Origin of the sequence: Isoptericola cucumis, from assembly GCF_014635665.1 — a bacterium.
In the GTDB taxonomy this organism is placed as follows: domain Bacteria; phylum Actinomycetota; class Actinomycetes; order Actinomycetales; family Cellulomonadaceae; genus Isoptericola; species Isoptericola cucumis.
The window spans coordinates 110,817-126,004 of record NZ_BMDG01000002.1; the positions used below are offsets into that span (position 1 = coordinate 110,817).

Annotated in this window: 15 protein-coding genes; 11 read left to right on the forward strand and 4 right to left on the reverse strand. The window is 76.3% G+C overall.

Annotation, left to right across the window (positions count from 1 at the left end; all coding sequences use genetic code 11):
- Positions 1–42 precede the first annotated feature (42 nt).
- Complete coding sequence (locus IEW03_RS02690; protein WP_188522117.1) at positions 43–579, reverse strand: hypothetical protein; 537 nt, start codon at positions 577–579, stop codon at positions 43–45.
- Positions 580–653: 74 nt separating this feature from the next.
- On the opposite strand from IEW03_RS02690, the gene IEW03_RS02695 reads away from it, so the two are divergent.
- Genes IEW03_RS02695 through IEW03_RS02705 form a run of 3 tightly spaced genes read left to right on the forward strand, consistent with a single transcriptional unit; the run spans position 654 to position 4,301 of the window.
- Entirely contained in the window at positions 654–1,181 is a 528-nt protein-coding gene (locus tag IEW03_RS02695; protein WP_188522118.1) for a MarR family winged helix-turn-helix transcriptional regulator, read from the forward strand.
- Positions 1,182–1,225: 44 nt separating this feature from the next.
- Positions 1,226–3,877: a DNA polymerase III subunit gamma and tau gene (locus tag IEW03_RS02700; protein WP_188522119.1), complete on the forward strand. Its 2,652-nt coding sequence runs from the start codon at positions 1,226–1,228 to the stop codon at positions 3,875–3,877.
- 1 nt (position 3,878) lies between these two features.
- Positions 3,879–4,301, forward strand: a complete 423-nt coding sequence (locus IEW03_RS02705; protein WP_188522120.1) for an NUDIX hydrolase — start codon at positions 3,879–3,881, stop codon at positions 4,299–4,301.
- A 23-nt stretch (positions 4,302–4,324) separates the two neighbouring features.
- On the opposite strand, the gene IEW03_RS02710 is transcribed toward IEW03_RS02705, so the two are convergent.
- Positions 4,325–4,849 carry an NUDIX hydrolase gene (locus IEW03_RS02710; RefSeq protein WP_188522121.1) on the reverse strand — a complete coding sequence of 175 codons (525 nt, stop codon included), beginning with the start codon at positions 4,847–4,849 and terminating at the stop codon, positions 4,325–4,327.
- A 27-nt stretch (positions 4,850–4,876) separates the two neighbouring features.
- Positions 4,877–6,184 (reverse strand): alkaline phosphatase family protein, encoded by a 1,308-nt coding sequence (locus IEW03_RS02715; protein ID WP_188522122.1) that lies wholly within the window; start codon positions 6,182–6,184, stop codon positions 4,877–4,879.
- Positions 6,185–6,370: 186 nt separating this feature from the next.
- On the opposite strand from IEW03_RS02715, the gene IEW03_RS02720 reads away from it, so the two are divergent.
- The 7 genes from IEW03_RS02720 to IEW03_RS02750 all read left to right on the forward strand — a co-directional run bounded on the left by IEW03_RS02720 (position 6,371) and on the right by IEW03_RS02750 (position 12,189).
- On the forward strand, positions 6,371–7,351 hold the full coding sequence (locus IEW03_RS02720) for an ABC transporter ATP-binding protein (protein ID WP_188522123.1): 981 nt from the start codon (positions 6,371–6,373) through the stop codon (positions 7,349–7,351).
- Positions 7,348–8,190: an ABC transporter permease gene (locus tag IEW03_RS02725; protein WP_188522124.1), complete on the forward strand. Its 843-nt coding sequence runs from the start codon at positions 7,348–7,350 to the stop codon at positions 8,188–8,190. Before IEW03_RS02720 ends, IEW03_RS02725 begins: the two co-directional genes overlap by 4 nt.
- A 47-nt stretch (positions 8,191–8,237) precedes the next feature.
- Positions 8,238–9,473, forward strand: a complete 1,236-nt coding sequence (locus IEW03_RS02730) for a sensor histidine kinase (protein ID WP_188522125.1) — start codon at positions 8,238–8,240, stop codon at positions 9,471–9,473.
- Positions 9,470–10,075: a response regulator transcription factor gene (locus IEW03_RS02735; protein WP_188522126.1), complete on the forward strand. Its 606-nt coding sequence runs from the start codon at positions 9,470–9,472 to the stop codon at positions 10,073–10,075. Before IEW03_RS02730 ends, IEW03_RS02735 begins: the two co-directional genes overlap by 4 nt.
- 49 nt (positions 10,076–10,124) lie before the next feature.
- The gene (recR, locus tag IEW03_RS02740) at positions 10,125–10,724 is read left to right on the forward strand and encodes a recombination mediator RecR (RefSeq protein WP_188522127.1); all 600 of its coding nucleotides are present in this window, start codon (positions 10,125–10,127) and stop codon (positions 10,722–10,724) included.
- 61 nt (positions 10,725–10,785) lie between these two features.
- Positions 10,786–11,355 carry a DUF5063 domain-containing protein gene (locus tag IEW03_RS02745; RefSeq protein ID WP_188522128.1) on the forward strand — a complete coding sequence of 190 codons (570 nt, stop codon included), beginning with the start codon at positions 10,786–10,788 and terminating at the stop codon, positions 11,353–11,355.
- A 51-nt stretch (positions 11,356–11,406) separates the two neighbouring features.
- Positions 11,407–12,189 carry a TSUP family transporter gene (locus IEW03_RS02750; RefSeq protein ID WP_188522129.1) on the forward strand — a complete coding sequence of 261 codons (783 nt, stop codon included), beginning with the start codon at positions 11,407–11,409 and terminating at the stop codon, positions 12,187–12,189.
- 13 nt (positions 12,190–12,202) lie between these two features.
- Here the strand turns inward: IEW03_RS02750 and IEW03_RS02755 are convergent, their stop codons facing one another.
- A complete protein-coding gene (locus tag IEW03_RS02755) occupies positions 12,203–13,102 on the reverse strand; it encodes an alpha/beta fold hydrolase (RefSeq protein WP_188522130.1) in 900 nt (299 codons plus the stop codon).
- A gap of 84 nt (positions 13,103–13,186) precedes the next feature.
- On the opposite strand from IEW03_RS02755, the gene IEW03_RS02760 reads away from it, so the two are divergent.
- Complete coding sequence (locus tag IEW03_RS02760) at positions 13,187–15,133, forward strand: AfsR/SARP family transcriptional regulator (RefSeq protein ID WP_188522131.1); 1,947 nt, start codon at positions 13,187–13,189, stop codon at positions 15,131–15,133.
- The last annotated feature ends 55 nt before the right edge of the window (positions 15,134–15,188 follow it).

The following is a 15,188-nucleotide window of genomic DNA, read 5'->3' on the forward strand; positions in this document are numbered from 1 at the left end:
GCTAACATTCAGCCGGGACCAGTCACGGGGCCGGAGCGCGGGTCACGTCGTCGCGCGAGCGGTCGCTGCCAGGGCGAGGCTCCCGGTGCCGCCCAGGATCGCCACCTGCGCGATCGTCGTCATCCACACGATCGTGAACGGGATGACGGTCACGTTCTTGATCGCGAGCTCCCAGGCGACGAACGTCGTGTGCGCGTCGGGGGGAAGGGCGCCCGCGACGGCGGCGGGGATCACCTTCGCCACCACGGTCAGCGCGACGAGCAGCACGGCGCTCGCGAGGAGCATCCCGGTGTGCGCGTCGACGAAGCGGGAGAACCGGGGCCCCACCTGCGACCAGCCCGCGTCGGAACCGCGGAACAGTGCCCGCACGACCCAGAGCACGAACAGCATGCGGACGGCCGTCGTGAAGACCTCGCCCGCGACGCCTCCGGCCCAGGCGAACCGTTCCCCGCCGCCGACGGCGAGGAAGCGTTGTGCCGACGCGAGGATCCCGAACCCTGCGACGACGGGGTAGTGCCGGACGGTGAACGACAGGGCCTGGCCGAAGGTCGTCCAGGCCTCGGCGAACGCGACGTTCATGGTCGCCTCCCTATGCTTCGGTTGAGTGAACAGTTTAGCATACTGAACTATAGACCGTGATGGAGGATATGACCATGACGACGGACGGGGCATCGGTGGGAACGAGCGGGCACGACGACCCGGCGGCGCGGATGGGGACCGAGCTCAGCGACGCGGTCGTGCTGTTCCACGACGCGCTCGGGTCGCTCATGGGGCTGTCCGCGCCCGACCACAAGGCGCTCGGGATCCTGCGGCGCGAGGGCCCGATGTCCGCGTCCGCGCTCGCGCGCCGCACCGGGCTCACGGCGGGGGCGGTCACGGGGCTCGTCGACCGGCTGGAGCGCGGTGGTCACGCCCGGCGCGAGCGCGACCCGGACGACCGGCGCCGCCTGGTCATCGCGGCCGGCGGGCCCGTGTCGCCCGGGCTTGCGGCGGCGTTCGCGGGGCTGGGGAAGGGCATGGCCGAGGTGACGGCGCAGTTCACGCCTGCCGAGCTCGCGGTCGTCGCCCGCTGGGTCGAGCTCACGACGGCCACGCTGCGCGAGCAGGTGGACGAGATCGCCCGCCTGCGGGCCTCGGAGGCGGCCGGGAGCCCGTCCCCGGACGGCTCGTCCACCGGGTGAGGACGGCGCTCGTCGCTGTCGGCGGAGGCGTCTAGGGTTGGCGGGTGACCACCGCTCTGTACCGCCGCTACCGGCCCGAGACGTTCGCCGAGGTGATCGGCCAGGAGCACGTCACCGCACCGCTCATGCAGGCGCTGCGCAGCGGGCGCGTCAACCACGCCTACCTGTTCTCCGGGCCGCGCGGCTGCGGCAAGACGACGTCGGCCCGCATCCTCGCGCGCACGCTGAACTGCGCGCGCAACACGCCGGAGAAGCCGCTGGACACGCCGTGCGGGGAGTGCCCGTCGTGCGTCGAGCTGGCCCGCGGCGGCCCCGGCTCGCTCGACGTCGTCGAGATCGACGCGGCCAGCCACAACGGCGTCGACGACGCGCGCGACCTGCGCGAGCGCGCCACGTTCGCCCCCGCCCGCGACCGGTACAAGATCTTCATCCTCGACGAGGCGCACATGGTGACGCCGCAGGGCTTCAACGCCCTGCTCAAGATCGTCGAGGAGCCCCCGCCGCACATCAAGTTCGTGTTCGCGACGACGGAGCCGGACAAGGTCATCGGCACCATCCGCTCGCGCACCCACCACTACCCGTTCCGGCTGGTCCCGCCGGACGTGCTCGGGCCGTACCTCGAGCAGCTCTGCGCGGCCGAGGGCGTCGAGCTCGGCGGCGGCGTGGTGCCGCTCGTCACGCGCGCGGGCGGCGGCTCCGTGCGCGACAGCCTCTCCGTGCTCGACCAGCTCATCGCGGGCGCCACCGGCGGGACCGTCGAGTACGACACCGCCGTCGGGCTGCTCGGCTTCACGCACGCCACCCTGCTCGACGACGTGGTGGACGCGCTGGCCGCGCGCGACGGCGCCTCGATCTTCCGCGTCGTCGACCAGGTGATCGCCACGGGCCACGAGCCGCGGCGCTTCGTGGAGGACGTCCTCGAACGGCTGCGCGACCTCATCGTCATCGCCGTCTCGGGCGACGCCGCCGAGGCCGTGCTGCGCGGCCTGCCCGCCGACCAGCTCGAACGGATGCGCACCCAGGCCGGCCGGCTCGGCGTGGCGGAGCTGTCCCGGGCCGCCGACCTCGTCAACGCCGCCCTCACCGAGATGACCGGCGCCACGTCGCCGCGCCTCCACCTGGAGCTGCTGTGCGCCCGGCTGCTGCTGCCCGGTGCCGACGACGGCGCCCAGGGCCTGGCCGCACGGATCGACCGGCTCGAGCGCGGCCGGATCGCGGCCGGCGGCACGTCCGTGCCGTCCGGTCCGCACGCGGACGGCGACGCCTCCGCGACGTCCGCCCCGCCGGCGTCCGCGGGCGGGGGCGGAGGGCTGAGCGGCGCCGCCGCCGCCCGCGCCGCCCTGCAGGCGAGCCGGCGTCCGGTCGCGGAGCCCGAGCCCGAGTCCGAGCCTGTCGCGCAGCCGGAGCCGGTCGCGGAACCGGAGCGCGCCGCCGAGGCCGAGCCGGTCGCGGAGCCCGAGCCGGTTGCGGAGCCCGAGCCCGCCGCCGAGCCCGAGCCGGTTGCGGAGCCCGACTCCGAGCCGCACGCGGAGCCGGAGCCCGACTCCGAGCCGCACGCGGAGCCGGAGCCCGACTCCGAGCCGCACGCGGAGCCCGAGCCCACGACGGTCGAGCCTGTCGAGGTCCCTTCGTCCGTCGAGCCCGAGCCGATGGTGGCCGAGCCCGGTGAGACCACTCCGTCCACCGATCCGGGGCCCGATCCCGCGCCGTCCGCTCCCGCGAGCGCCGTCACCACCGAGGTGGTCCGGCGGCGCTGGCGCGAGGTCCTGGGCGCCATCCAGAGCCCGCAGGCCGCGGCGTTCCTCGGGGAGAACGCCCAGGTGCTGACCCTCGAGGGCGACCTGCTGCGCCTCGGGTTCGCGCCGTCCGTCGTCGGGCTCGCGCGCCGCGGACGGCCGGAGACCATCTCGGACGCCGTCTACCAGGCGCTCGGCGTGGCGGTGCAGGTCGAGATCGTCGAGAACGAGGCCGGCGGGCGTCCTCGGGAGGCCGGCGGCTCCTCGGTCCAGTCCGATCCGGGCGGTGACGCTGCCGAGGAGCCCGACGACCCGGAGTGGCCCGACGTCCCCCCGCTCGGCGAGGGGAGCTCCGGCGGTGGGGGCGGCGATATCGCCGGCGGAGGCCCGGGGACCGGCACCCGGCCCTCCGGCGGCACCGGCCCCGTCGCGACGGTCTCCGCCGCGGCGGTTCCGGCTCCCGGCCCGCGGGCGACCGCGCACGCCGGCGGCGGCGTCGCGGTGGCGGAGCGGCCCGCGCGCAGCGCCGCCGACGACGCGGACGCGGCCTGGCTCGCCGGCACGCCCGCGGCGGAGCCCGCGTCGTGGGCACGGGAGCCGGCTCCCGACGACCCGGGGCCCGCCGACCAGGTCGAGGCCCGGCCGGAGGAGGAATCGCCGCCCCCGCCGTGGGACGAGGGGCCGGCACCGGCCTCGCGCCCCCAGCCCGCGGCGCCTCCGGCGCCCGCGACGGCGCCGGGCGGGCCGCAGGTCCGGGAGACTCCCCGGCAGGCGGCCGAGCGCCGCGTGCGCGAGGCGCAGCAGACGCCGGGCCCGGCGCGGCCGGGGGCCGGGTCGGCGATGGACGACGAGCCGTCCGCCGACGACCCGGACATCACGTCGGTCGGCCTGCACGGCGTCCCCCTCGTGGTCCAGGTGCTCGACGGCAAGATCATCGACGAGGTCACGGAGCAGCCCTGACATGACGACCCCCACCACGACGCTGCACATCGTCGCAGCGGTGATCGTGCGCGCCGACGGCCGTGCGCTGCTCGTGCGCAAGCACGGGACGACCTCGTTCATGCAGGTGGGCGGCAAGATCGAGCCGGGCGAGGACCCGGCCGCGGCGCTCGTGCGCGAGTGCGCGGAGGAGATCGGGCTCGTCGTCGACCCGGCGCAGGCACGCCCGCTCACCCGGCGCAGCGCCGTCGCCGCGAACGAGCCCGACCACGTCGTCGACGCCCACGTCTTCGAGGTCGACCTGCCCGACGGCTTCGACCTCCAGGTGCAGGCCGAGCTGGCCGAGCACGTGTGGGTGGACCCGGCGGCCCCGGTCGCGCCGCACCCGATCGCCCCGCTGTCCGTCGACCTCCTCGCCGAGGTCGCGCGGTCCGCGCCGAGCTAGCACCGACCTCTCGAGGGCCGGGACTACCCCGGCAGGGACGGGCGGAGGTCGTCGAGCCAGTCGCGGAAGTTGGCGACGCTGTCGGGCATGAACGGCAGCTCGGCCAGCATCTCGAGCAGCCGGCCGGGCGTCACCCAGGCACCCCAGGCGACCTCCTCCGCCTGCCAGACGATCGGCCCGTCGGTGGTGCACTCGTAGCGGAACTCGCGCATGCGGGTGCGCTCGTCCGCGTAGTCCGCCCAGCCGAGCGGCGTCAGCACGACCCCGGTCACGCCGAGCTCCTCGGCCAGCTCGCGACGCGCGGAGTCCAGCGGGTCCTCCCCGGCGCGCAGCACGCCGCCCGCGCAGAAGTCGTACCGCCCCGGGTAGAGGTCCTTGGTGTCGGTGCGGCGGTGCACGTAGACGTCGCCCACGCCGTTGCGCACGACGACGGCCGTGGCCGCGTGCCGCAGGTTCTCCGCCCGCATCCGGGCGCGGGTGGCGGTGCCGCACGGGCGGCCGGCCTCGTCGTAGAGCGCCACGACCTCGGCCGCGGGGGAAGGGTCCATGCGTGCATCCTGCCGCAGGGCCGGCTCTCAGCCGCGGGTCAGGGCCTCCGTGAGCACCCGGCCCTGGGCGCCGGCCGGCGCGTCGACGCCCAGCAGCGCGGCGATCGTCGGGGCCAGGTCCACGTGCCGGGGGTCGCGGGGCTCGCGGTGCGGCAGCACCCCGGCGCCGGCGAGCACCAGCGGCACCTCGAGGTCGGTCGTCGCGCCGTGGCGCCCGGCGGGGGCGGCGGGCGCGGGGCCGAACGACCAGCCCGGTTCCGGCTCCACGACGAGGTCCCCGTGCCGCGGGCTCATCCGCATCCGGCGCTGGTCGTCCTCGTCGTACACGGCGCGCACCTGCGGCAGCGCCTCGAGCGCACGACGGATCCGGCCCTCGGCGGCCGGGTCGTGGGCGGCGTCGCCCAGCAGGGTGAGGTCGGCGACGCCCCCGACGACGACCGCCACGTCGGTGCCGGGCGAGGGCGACCTCCCGGAGGTCAGCGCCTCGGCCCGGTAGCCGGCGTCGGCGATCGCGGCCAGGCCCTCGGCGGCGAAGCCCTTGTCGAAGGTCGTCATGCCGTGGTCGCCGGTGACGACGAAGGTCGTGCGGCCGTAGATGCCCGCGTCCTTGGTGGCCTGCACGAGCCGGCCGAGCTGGGCGTCGAGCTCGGTGAGCGCCGCCGGGATCCCCGGGTGCCGGTCGCCGCCCGCGTGGCCGAGCGCGTCGAGCGTGTCGCAGTAGACCGCCGTCAGCTCCGGCAGGCCGTTCGCCCGCACCTCCTGGCCGCCGGAGCTCACGGGCTCGCCGGCCAGCACGGCCACGGCGTCGTCCACCCGGCGGGAGCAGTCGCCGCCGGGCTGCGTGTACAGGCCGTCCGGGTCGCCGTAGGCCACGCCGTGGTCCTGCAGGATGAACCACTGCGACGAGAACACGGTGCCGCCGTCGTCCCGGACCGCCTCGGCGATCGTCGGGACGGCGAGCTCGCGCTGCTGCCCGCGGGCCGTGCCGGAGACGGGGTCGAACCAGTACGCGGAGTTGAGGTGCCGCTCCGGCCACGCGCCGGTCGCGACGGACGACCACGACGGGTTCGTGATCGACGTCATGACGCCCGTCGACGTCGTGAGCGAGCCGCGCCGCAGCAGCCGCTCCAGGTGCGGCATCGGCGCCCGGCCGACGTACTCGGCGTCGAACCCGTCCAGCGCGAGCAGCACCACGTGGTCGGCGGGCGCTCGGCCCCCTCCGGGACGGTCGGCGCTCGGGTCGCCGGCGGGGGCGGCCGCGGCGGGCATCCCGACGGCGAGGGCGGACAGGGCGGCGACAGCGGCGGACAGGGGCCGGGCCCAGCGTCGGGTCATGACGTCGAAACTAGGGCCCGGGCGCCCGGAGGGCAGCCGCTGGACCGAGAGTTCCCCGACTCGTCATCCTCCGGTCACCGGCGCCCGGGGCGCATGACAGATGTCACGGCGCACCGGTGCGCGGCTCCCACGGACCGGTGAGGGGCGGCACTACCCGCGGTGGCGCGGCGTCGCCAGGGTGGTGGCATGACATCGGAACCGATCATCCACGTCCGCGGGGCGCGCCGCCGGTACGGCTCGTTCGAGGCGGTCCGTGGCGTGGACCTCGACGTCCGGCGCGGTGAGCTGGTCGCGCTGCTCGGCACCAACGGCGCCGGCAAGACGTCGTTCGTCGAGCTCGTCGAGGGGCTGGCGCCCGCCGCCGGCGGCACGGTGCGCGTGCTGGGTCACGACCCGTACCGCGAGCGCGCCGCGATCGTCGGGTCGCTCGGCATCATGCTGCAGAGCGCGGGGTTCTCCGGCGACCTCACCGTGGCCGAGACGGCCCGCACGTGGGCGGGCACGCTCACGAGGCCGCGGCCCGTGCGCGAGGTGCTGGCCGCCGTCGGCATGGGCCACCGGGCCGACGTGCGGGTGGCGAGCCTGTCCGGGGGCGAGAAGCGGCGCCTGGACCTGGCGCTCGCGACGATGGGGGACCCGGAGGTGCTGTTCCTCGACGAGCCCACGACGGGCCTCGACCCGGAGAGCCGCCGGGCCACCTGGCGGCTGGTGCAGGGCATGCTCGCCGCGGGCACCACCGTGCTGCTCACCACGCACTACCTGGAGGAGGCGGAGCAGCTGGCCGACCGGATCGCGATCCTGCAGTCCGGGCGCGTGGTGCGCTCGGGGACGGTGGCGGACATCGTCGCCGCCGAGCCCGCGCGGGTGGAGTGCGTGGTGCGCAACCGGGAGGGCCGCGTGGTCGTGCCCTCGGCCGCGGACCTGCCGGCGCTCGCCGGCGTCGTCGGCGCCCCCGACGTCGACCGCACCGGCCGGCTGCACCTGCGGACCACGAGCCTCCAGGACGACCTGTTCACCCTGCTGCAGTGGGCGGACGCCCGACGGCTGCGCCTCGACGACCTGGACGCCCGGTCGGCGTCGCTCGAGCAGGCGTTCCTCGCCATGGACGACACCGGCACCCACGACACCGGCACCCACGACACCGACGACACGGAGGTGGCGGCATGACCACCACGACCACGGCCACGACCCGGCGCCGCACCGGCCCGGCGGCGCCGCCGACCGTCAGCCCGCGCCGCGTCTGGGCGCTCGCCCGCGCGGAGCTGCTGCTGCTCGTGCGCAACCGCACCGCGCTGTTCAACGCGCTCGCCCTGCCGCCCCTGAGCGTGGCGCTGTTCGCCGCTGTCGGCGGGATCGGCGACGGCATGCCGGAGGCCATGGGTGCGATGCTGCTGAACCTCCTGGTGTTCATGGCGCTCGCGTTCGTCGTGTACTACAACCTCACCGTCGCGTACGTGGCGCGGCGCGAGGAGCTGGTGCTCAAGCGCTACCTGGTCGGCGAGTGCTCGCGGGCGGAGATCCTCGCGGGGGCCGCCGTCCCCGCGTTCGCCGTCGCGCTGGCGCAGACGGTGCTGGGCGTCGTGGCGGTGTCGGTGTTCCTCGAGCCGCCGGCGTTCGTGAACCCGCTGCTCATGGTGGTGGCCGTGGTGGGTGGCGCGGTGATGCTGACGACCCTCGCCGCCGCGACGTCGGGCCTGTCGCGGACGGTCGAGTCGGCGCAGCTCACCACCCTCCCGCTGCTGATCGTGGCGATCCCGTTCGCCGGGCTGTTCGGCGTGCCGGTCGCGTCGAGCGGGGTGCTGGACACCGTCGGCACGTTCACGCCCCTGCGCCCGATCACCGACCTCATGCTGCTCGGCGCGGCCGGCATCGACGGCGACGGCACGGTGCTGACGTTCGCGGAGACGTTCGCCGCGGCGCGGCTCCCGTGGGCGGTCCTGGTCGCCTGGACGGTCCTGGCCGCGCTCGCCGCGCGCCGGTGGATGCGCTGGGAGCCGCGCAGGTGACGACGCCGGCGACCGCGCCGGAGGGCCGGTCGTGGCAGGCTGACCCCGTGACGACGAGCCGGCCCGCCGCGACCCTCGCCGGCGGAGCGCGTGGGGTCGAGGTGTACACCCGCGTCAGCCTGTACCTGTTCGTGCTGCTCGAGCCCTTCCTCTACCTGTCCGTGGTGGCCGCCCTGTCGACCGCGGACGCGGTGCCGTCCGTGCCGCAGGCGCTGGTGCTCGTCGCCCTGGTGGCCGTGCACACCGGATCGTGCCTCGTCACCGTCCACCGGGGTTTCGACGGGCCGCTGCTGCGGGGCCGCCGGCCCGGGGGCGTCGTCGTCGCGCTGGTCGCGTCGACGGTCGCGCTGGTCGTGGCGGCGCTCGTCCTCCTGCCGGGGTACGAGGGCGGCGGCCTGCGCGAGGACCCGCGGTCGGCGCTGGTCGCCGTGTGCGGGGCCGCGACGGTCGGCGCGCTGGCTGTCGCGGTCCCGCTCGGGCGGCTCGCGCTGGTCGGGCTCGTCGTGCCGCTCGTCGTCGGCGCCGGGCGGCTCGTCTCCGGCGAACCCGTGGCGGTGGTCCCCCTCGCGCTGGCGACCTACGTCTTCGTCATGTTCTGGGCCGGGACGCTGCGCATGTCCATGTGGATCGTCGAGGTGGTGCGCGCGCTCGACGACGCACGCGAGGTCGCCGCCCGCCTCGCCGTCGCGGAGGAGCGGCTGCGCATCTCCCGCGACATGCACGACGTCGTGGGGAGGGCGCTGTCGGCGGTCGCGGTGAAGGCGGAGCTCGCCGCCGCCCTGGCCCGGCGGGGCGACCCGCGCGGCGCGGACCAGATGGACGACGTGCGCACGCTCGCCCAGGACTCCCTGCGGGAGGTGCGCGGCGTCGTCGCCGGGTATCGCGCGGCCGACCTGGTGACCGAGCTCGACGGCGCCCGGTCGGTGCTGCACGCGGCGGGGACGGCCGTGCGCGTCGTGGGCGACGTGCCCGACCTCGCGGCCCGGCAGGTCGAGGCGCTCGCCTGGGTCGTGCGCGAGGCCGTGACCAACATCGTGCGGCACTCGGCGGCGACCGAGTGCCGGATCGACCTGGAGCCGGGGGAGCGGGAGATGGTGCTGCGGGTGAGCAACGACGGCGCACGGACCGGCGTGGACGGCGTCGCGGGCCTGGGCGGGGGGTCGGGGCTGGCGGGGCTCCGGGAGCGGCTGGCCGCCGTCGGCGGGACGCTCGAAATCGCGGCCGACGGCGACCGGTTCGTCGTCACGGCGCGGGTGCCGGCACCGGCGGGGGTGGCCGCATGATCCGGGTCGTGCTCGCGGACGACGAGACCCTGATCCGCGACGCCGTCGCCCAGCTCCTCGGCCTCGAGGACGACCTGGAGGTGGTGGCCGTGGCCGGCGACGGCCCGGCCGCGATCGCCGCGATCCGTGAGCACCGCCCGGACGTCGCCGTCCTGGACCTGCAGATGCCCGGCGCGGACGGCATCGAGGTCGCGGAGACGGTCCGCCGCACGCAGCCGGGGTGCCAGGTGGTCGTCGTCACCAGCCACGGCCGGCCCGGCTACCTCAAGAAGGCGCTCGCGGCGGGGGTGCGGGGCTTCCTGCCGAAGACGGTGCCGGCGACGGTGCTGGCGGGGGCGGTGCGGCAGGTGGCCGGCGGCGGGCGTTACCTCGACCCGGAGCTCGCGGCCGACGCCATCTCGGCCGGAGACTCGCCGCTGACCCCGCGCGAGGCGGACGTGCTGGAGCTCGCGGCCGAGGGGGCGCCGGTCGAGGAGATCGCCCGTCGCGCGTCGCTCGCCGCGGGGACGGTGCGCAACTACCTCTCGTCCGCGGTCGCGAAGCTCGGCGTCAGCAACCGGCACGAGGCCGTGCGCCTGGCGCGCTCCCAGGGCTGGATCTGAGCGCTCGGGCGGTCCCGGTGGTCGGTGGCGCACCGTAGGCTGGTCGATTGTGTACGAGGGCGCAGTCCAGGACCTGATCGACGAGCTCGGCCGCCTTCCCGGCGTCGGGCCCAAGAGCGCGCAGCGGATCGCGTTCCACCTGCTGGCGACGGACGCCGCCGACGTGCGGCGGCTCGTCGACGCGCTCACGGAGGTCAAGGCGCGCGTGCAGTTCTGCGAGACGTGCGGCAACGTCGCCGAGTCCAACACGTGCCGCATCTGCGCCGACCCGCGCCGCAACGCCGAGGTGATCTGCGTCGTCGAGGAGCCCAAGGACGTCGTCGCGATCGAGCGCACCCGCGAGTTCCGCGGCAAGTACCACGTGCTCGGCGGCGCCATCAACCCGATCGACAACGTCGGCCCGGACGACCTGCGCATCAGCCAGCTCATGTCCCGCCTCGCCGACGGCACGGTCACCGAGGTCATCCTCGCCACCGACCCGAACGTCGAGGGCGAGGCCACGGCCACCTACCTGTCGCGCCTCATCGGGCCGATGGGGGTCACCGTCTCCCGCCTCGCGTCGGGGTTGCCCGTCGGGGGAGACTTGGAGTACGCGGACGAGGTCACCCTCGGCCGGGCGTTCGAGGGTCGGCGGGTCGTCGGCAGCTGACACGGCTGCCGGGCCGCGCGACAGACGGCGCCGCCTGTCACGGCGCAGGAAGGGGCAGATCGTGGGGGAGATCGAGGCGGGCTCGGAGTACCGCGACGTCGCCGAGCAGATGTCGGCGCAGGCCAGGACGTTCCTGTCGACGACGACGACGGTCGCCTCGGGCTCTGCGCCCGGCGCCGAGCTGTCGCTGCTCATCCTCGCCACCTCCGACCTGCTCGCCGCCGGCGCGCGCCTGGCCGCCATCGTCGACGTCGTGCCCGTCGAGCGGTTCGAGCCCGACGCCGGCCCCGAGACCGACGTCGACCCGCTGCGCGACGCGCTCGCGAAGATGTTCGACGGCTTCGACGACTACGTCGAGGTGTCCGACCCCGCGCTGAGCACCGACGTCGCCCCGGCCACCCTCTCCGGCGACCTGGCCTGCATCGCCGAGGAGCTCGCCAAGGGGCTGCAGCACTACGACGACGGCCACGAGCTCGAGGGGCTGTGGTGGTGGCAGTTCAGCTACCTGTCGTCGTGGGGCGAGCGGGCGGCGTCCGCGCTGCGCGTGCTGCAGGGGGTGCTGGCGCACCTGCGGCTCGACGTCGCCGACGACGTCGCCGCCGAGGCGGAGTACGACGCGCTCCACTCCTGACGGGAGCCCTGACCGGGTCCTCCCACCGGGCGGCGTGCGAAGATCTCCCGCGTGCCCGACCTCGACGTCCTCACCATCGTCCTGCTGGTCCTGGCCGGGCTGACCGCCGGCTGGGTCGACGCGGTCGTCGGCGGCGGCGGGCTCATCCAGCTCCCCGCGCTGCTGCTGGTGCCGGGCATCTCGCCCGTGCAGGCGCTGGCGACCAACAAGCTCGCCTCGATCATGGGCACGTCGACCAGCGCGATCACCTACTACCGCCGGGTGGGTCCCGACCTCACGACCGCGGGCCCGATGGCGCTCGCGGCGCTGACGGGCGCCTTCGGGGGCGCGGCGCTGGCGGCGCAGCTGCCCGCCGAGCTGTTCACGCCGATCATCCTCGTCGTGCTGATCGCGGTGGCCACGTACACGGTGCTGAAGCCGAGGCTCGGGGCGCAGACCGACCTGCGCTGGGAGGGCAACCGGCACCGGTGGACGGCGGCCGGCATCGGCCTGGTGATCGGCGCCTACGACGGGCTGCTCGGCCCCGGTACGGGCACCTTCCTGGTGATCGCGCTGGTGAGCGTGCTGGGGTACGCGTTCCTGCCGGCGTCGGCGCTCGCGAAGATCGTCAACTTCGCGACCAACCTCGGCGCGCTGCTGTTCTTCGTGCCGCACGGCGCCGTCATCTGGGGGCTGGGCCTGGCGATGGGGGCGGCGAACCTCGTGGGCGCGTACGTCGGGGCGCGGATGGCCGTGGCGAAGGGCAGCGGCTTCGTGCGCGTCATCTTCGTCGTCGTGGTGGGTGCGCTGATCGTCAAGCTCGGGTACGACGTCGTGCGCGACTGGACGGCCTGAGCCCCGGCGGCCGTCAGCGGGCCAGCAGGTCGCGCAGCGCGGCCAGCACCTCGTCGGGCGCGCTCTCCGCCATGAAGTGCCCGGCCGTGGTGGTGCGGTGGTCCAGGTCGGGTGCCCAGGCACCCCAGAGGCCGGCGGCGTCGTAGCCGAGCGCGGCACCCCAGTCCTGCTGCACGACGGTCACCGGCATGGCCAGCCGCCGCCCGGCGTCACGGTCGGCGCGGTCGTGCTCGACGTCGACGCCCGCCGACGCGCGGTAGTCGGCGACGATCGATCCCACCGCCTCCCGCGACCGCCGCAGGTACTCGGCGCGCACGTCCGCGTCGAACGGTGCGGGCGTGCCGGGCGGCGTCCAGGCGTCGAGGAAGTGGCCGAAGAACGTGTCGGCGGCCCCGGTGATCATGGCCTCCGGAAGTCCGGCGGGCTGGGCCATGAGGTACAGGTGGAAGGCGACGGCCGCGTCGGCGCCGTGCAGCACGTCCCACATGTCGAGGGTGGGCAGGACGTCGAGCACCGCGAGGTGCGTCACGACCTCCGGGTGGTCGAGACCCGCGCGGACGGCGACGAGCGCGCCACGGTCGTGACCGGCCAGGGCGAACCGGTCGACGCCGAGCGCTGCCGCGATCCGCACGACGTCGCGGGCCATGGTGCGCTTGGAGTAGGTGTCGGGGGAGGACCCGGCGGGCTTGTCGCTCGCGCCGTAGCCGCGCAGGTCGGGCACGACGACCGTGTGGTCGGCGGCGAGGGCGGGGGCGACGTGCCGCCAGCACAGGTGGGTCTGCGGGAAGCCGTGCAGCAGCACGACCGCTCGGCCGGAGCGGCCGGAGCCGCCGACGGCCGCGTGCAGCGCGACGTCGTCGTCCACGGTGACGCGCACGTCGTGGAAGCCGGGGATGTTGGTGGGGGAGGTCATGGTTCTCCTCGTGGTGGTCGGTCGTGGAGGTGTGCCCAGCCTCGGCGCCACCGATGAGCGCTGGATGAGCAGGAGGACCGACGGATGGTGACGATCGGCGTCCTGGGGCCGATGACGGCCTGGGGCGACGACGGCGCGGACCTCGCGCTGCGCGGGCCGCGGCACCGTGAGCTGCTCGGCCGGCTGGCCGCCGCCCGCGGCCGTGCGGTGAGCGTCGTCGCGCTGGTCGACGACCTCTGGGACGACCCGCCCCCGGGCGCCGTCGCCGCCGTGCGCACGTTCGTCGCCGCGCTGCGCCGAGCGCTGGAACCGGACCGGGCGCCGCGTGCGCCGGCACGCCTGCTCGTGACGCAGGGGCCCGGCTACGCCCTGCGGCTCCCGGCCGGCGCCGTGGACGCGGACCGCGCCGCGCACCTGGTCGGCGAGGCGGCGCACCTGCCGGCCGCCGCCGCCCTCGGTCGGCTGGACGCCGCGCTCGGGCTGTGGCGGGGCGAGGCGTACGCGGGGGTGGACGCGCCGTGGGCGCACGCCGAGCGGGCACGCCTCGACGAGCTGCGGCTCGGCGCCGTCGAGCAGCGTGCAGACGCCCTCCTGGCGCTGGACCGTACCCGGGACGCGGTCGCCGACCTGGAGCAGCACGTCGTGACGCAGCCGTGGCGGGAGGAGGGCTGGCGCCTGCTCGCCCTGGCCCTGCACCAGGCGGGCCGGCAGGCCGACGCGCGTACCGTGCTCCGGCGCGCGCGTCGGACGCTCGCCGAGGAGCTCGGCCTCGACCCCGGGCCACGGCTGGCGCAGGCCGAGGCGCGGGTCCTGCGCGGCGAGGAGGCGGGCGGGCCGGACCTCTGGGCGCGGGCGGCGGACACGTTCGCCCGCACCACGACCGGCGGCGCGTCCCGGCTCGAGCAGTCGGCGACCCTCCTGGGCGCGGCCGCGGTGGCGGGTGGGCTCGCCGAGTCGCGTGCCCAGCGGCTCGCGGTGCTGCGGGCCGCGGAACGCCGGGGGGAGCCGGCCCGCACGGCCCGGGTGCTCGACGCGGTGCACGTCCCGAGCGTGTGGCCGGTGCCGGACGACGCGGCGGAGGCGGCGGCCGTGGCCGCCGTCGCCCGGCGCACGCTGCGCGCCCTCGGCCCCGGCGCCCGGGACCGGGTCCGTTCGAGGCTGCTCGCCACGCTCGCCACGGAGCTGCGGGGGTCACGGGGGAGCCTCGGCCCGGAGGCGGCCGCGGAGGCCGAGGCGCTGGCCCGGCGCACCGGCGACGCGGCGACGCTCGCCCGCGCCCTGGGCGCGCGGGCGCTCCACAGGGGCGACCGGGCCGGGCGCGCCGCCGAGCGCGACACGATCGGCGCCGAGCTCGTCGACGTCGCCGCCTCGGCCGGGCTCGCGACGGACGAGATCCTCGGTCACCTGGTGCGGGTGCAGGCGCGCACGGCGCTCGGCGACCTGGCCGGCGCAGCGGGCCACGCCGCCGCGGCGGGCCGGCTCGCGTCCGACCACGACCGGCCGCTCGTCGAGGTGCTCACGTCGTGGTGGACCGTCGTGCGCGCCGCGGCCGAGGGGGCGCCGACCGCCGAGGTCGAGGACGCGGTGCGGGCGGCGGCCGCCGGGCTCGCCGGCACCGGGATGACCGGCGTGCGGGACGGGCTGGAGACGATCGCGCTGCTGAGCCTGCGGGTCGGGCGGGGCGCCGCCGGCGCCGGTGCCGGGCTCGCCGCCGGCGCCGCTGGGCCGTACGCCGCCTGGGTCGCCCCGTGGACCCTGCTCGCGGCCGGACGACCCGACGAGGCGCGCCGCGCCCTCGCCCGGGTCGGCGACCCGCCGCCGGGGCTGCTCGTCGAGGCGCTGTGGGTGCTCGCCGGCAGGGCGGCCGTCGCGCTCGGCGACCGCCGGGTCGCGACGCGGGCGCGGGACGCGCTGGCGCCCGCGGCGGGTGAGCTGGCCGCGGGCAGCGGGCTGCTCACCGCGGGCCCGGTCGACGACCATCTCGCGGCGCTGGACCGGTTCCTCGCGGGGCCGCCCGGCGCCACGACCTGAGACGCCCTTCGTCCGAGGCGCGGGCACGGTCTACCATCGTCGGGCCAACATCCAT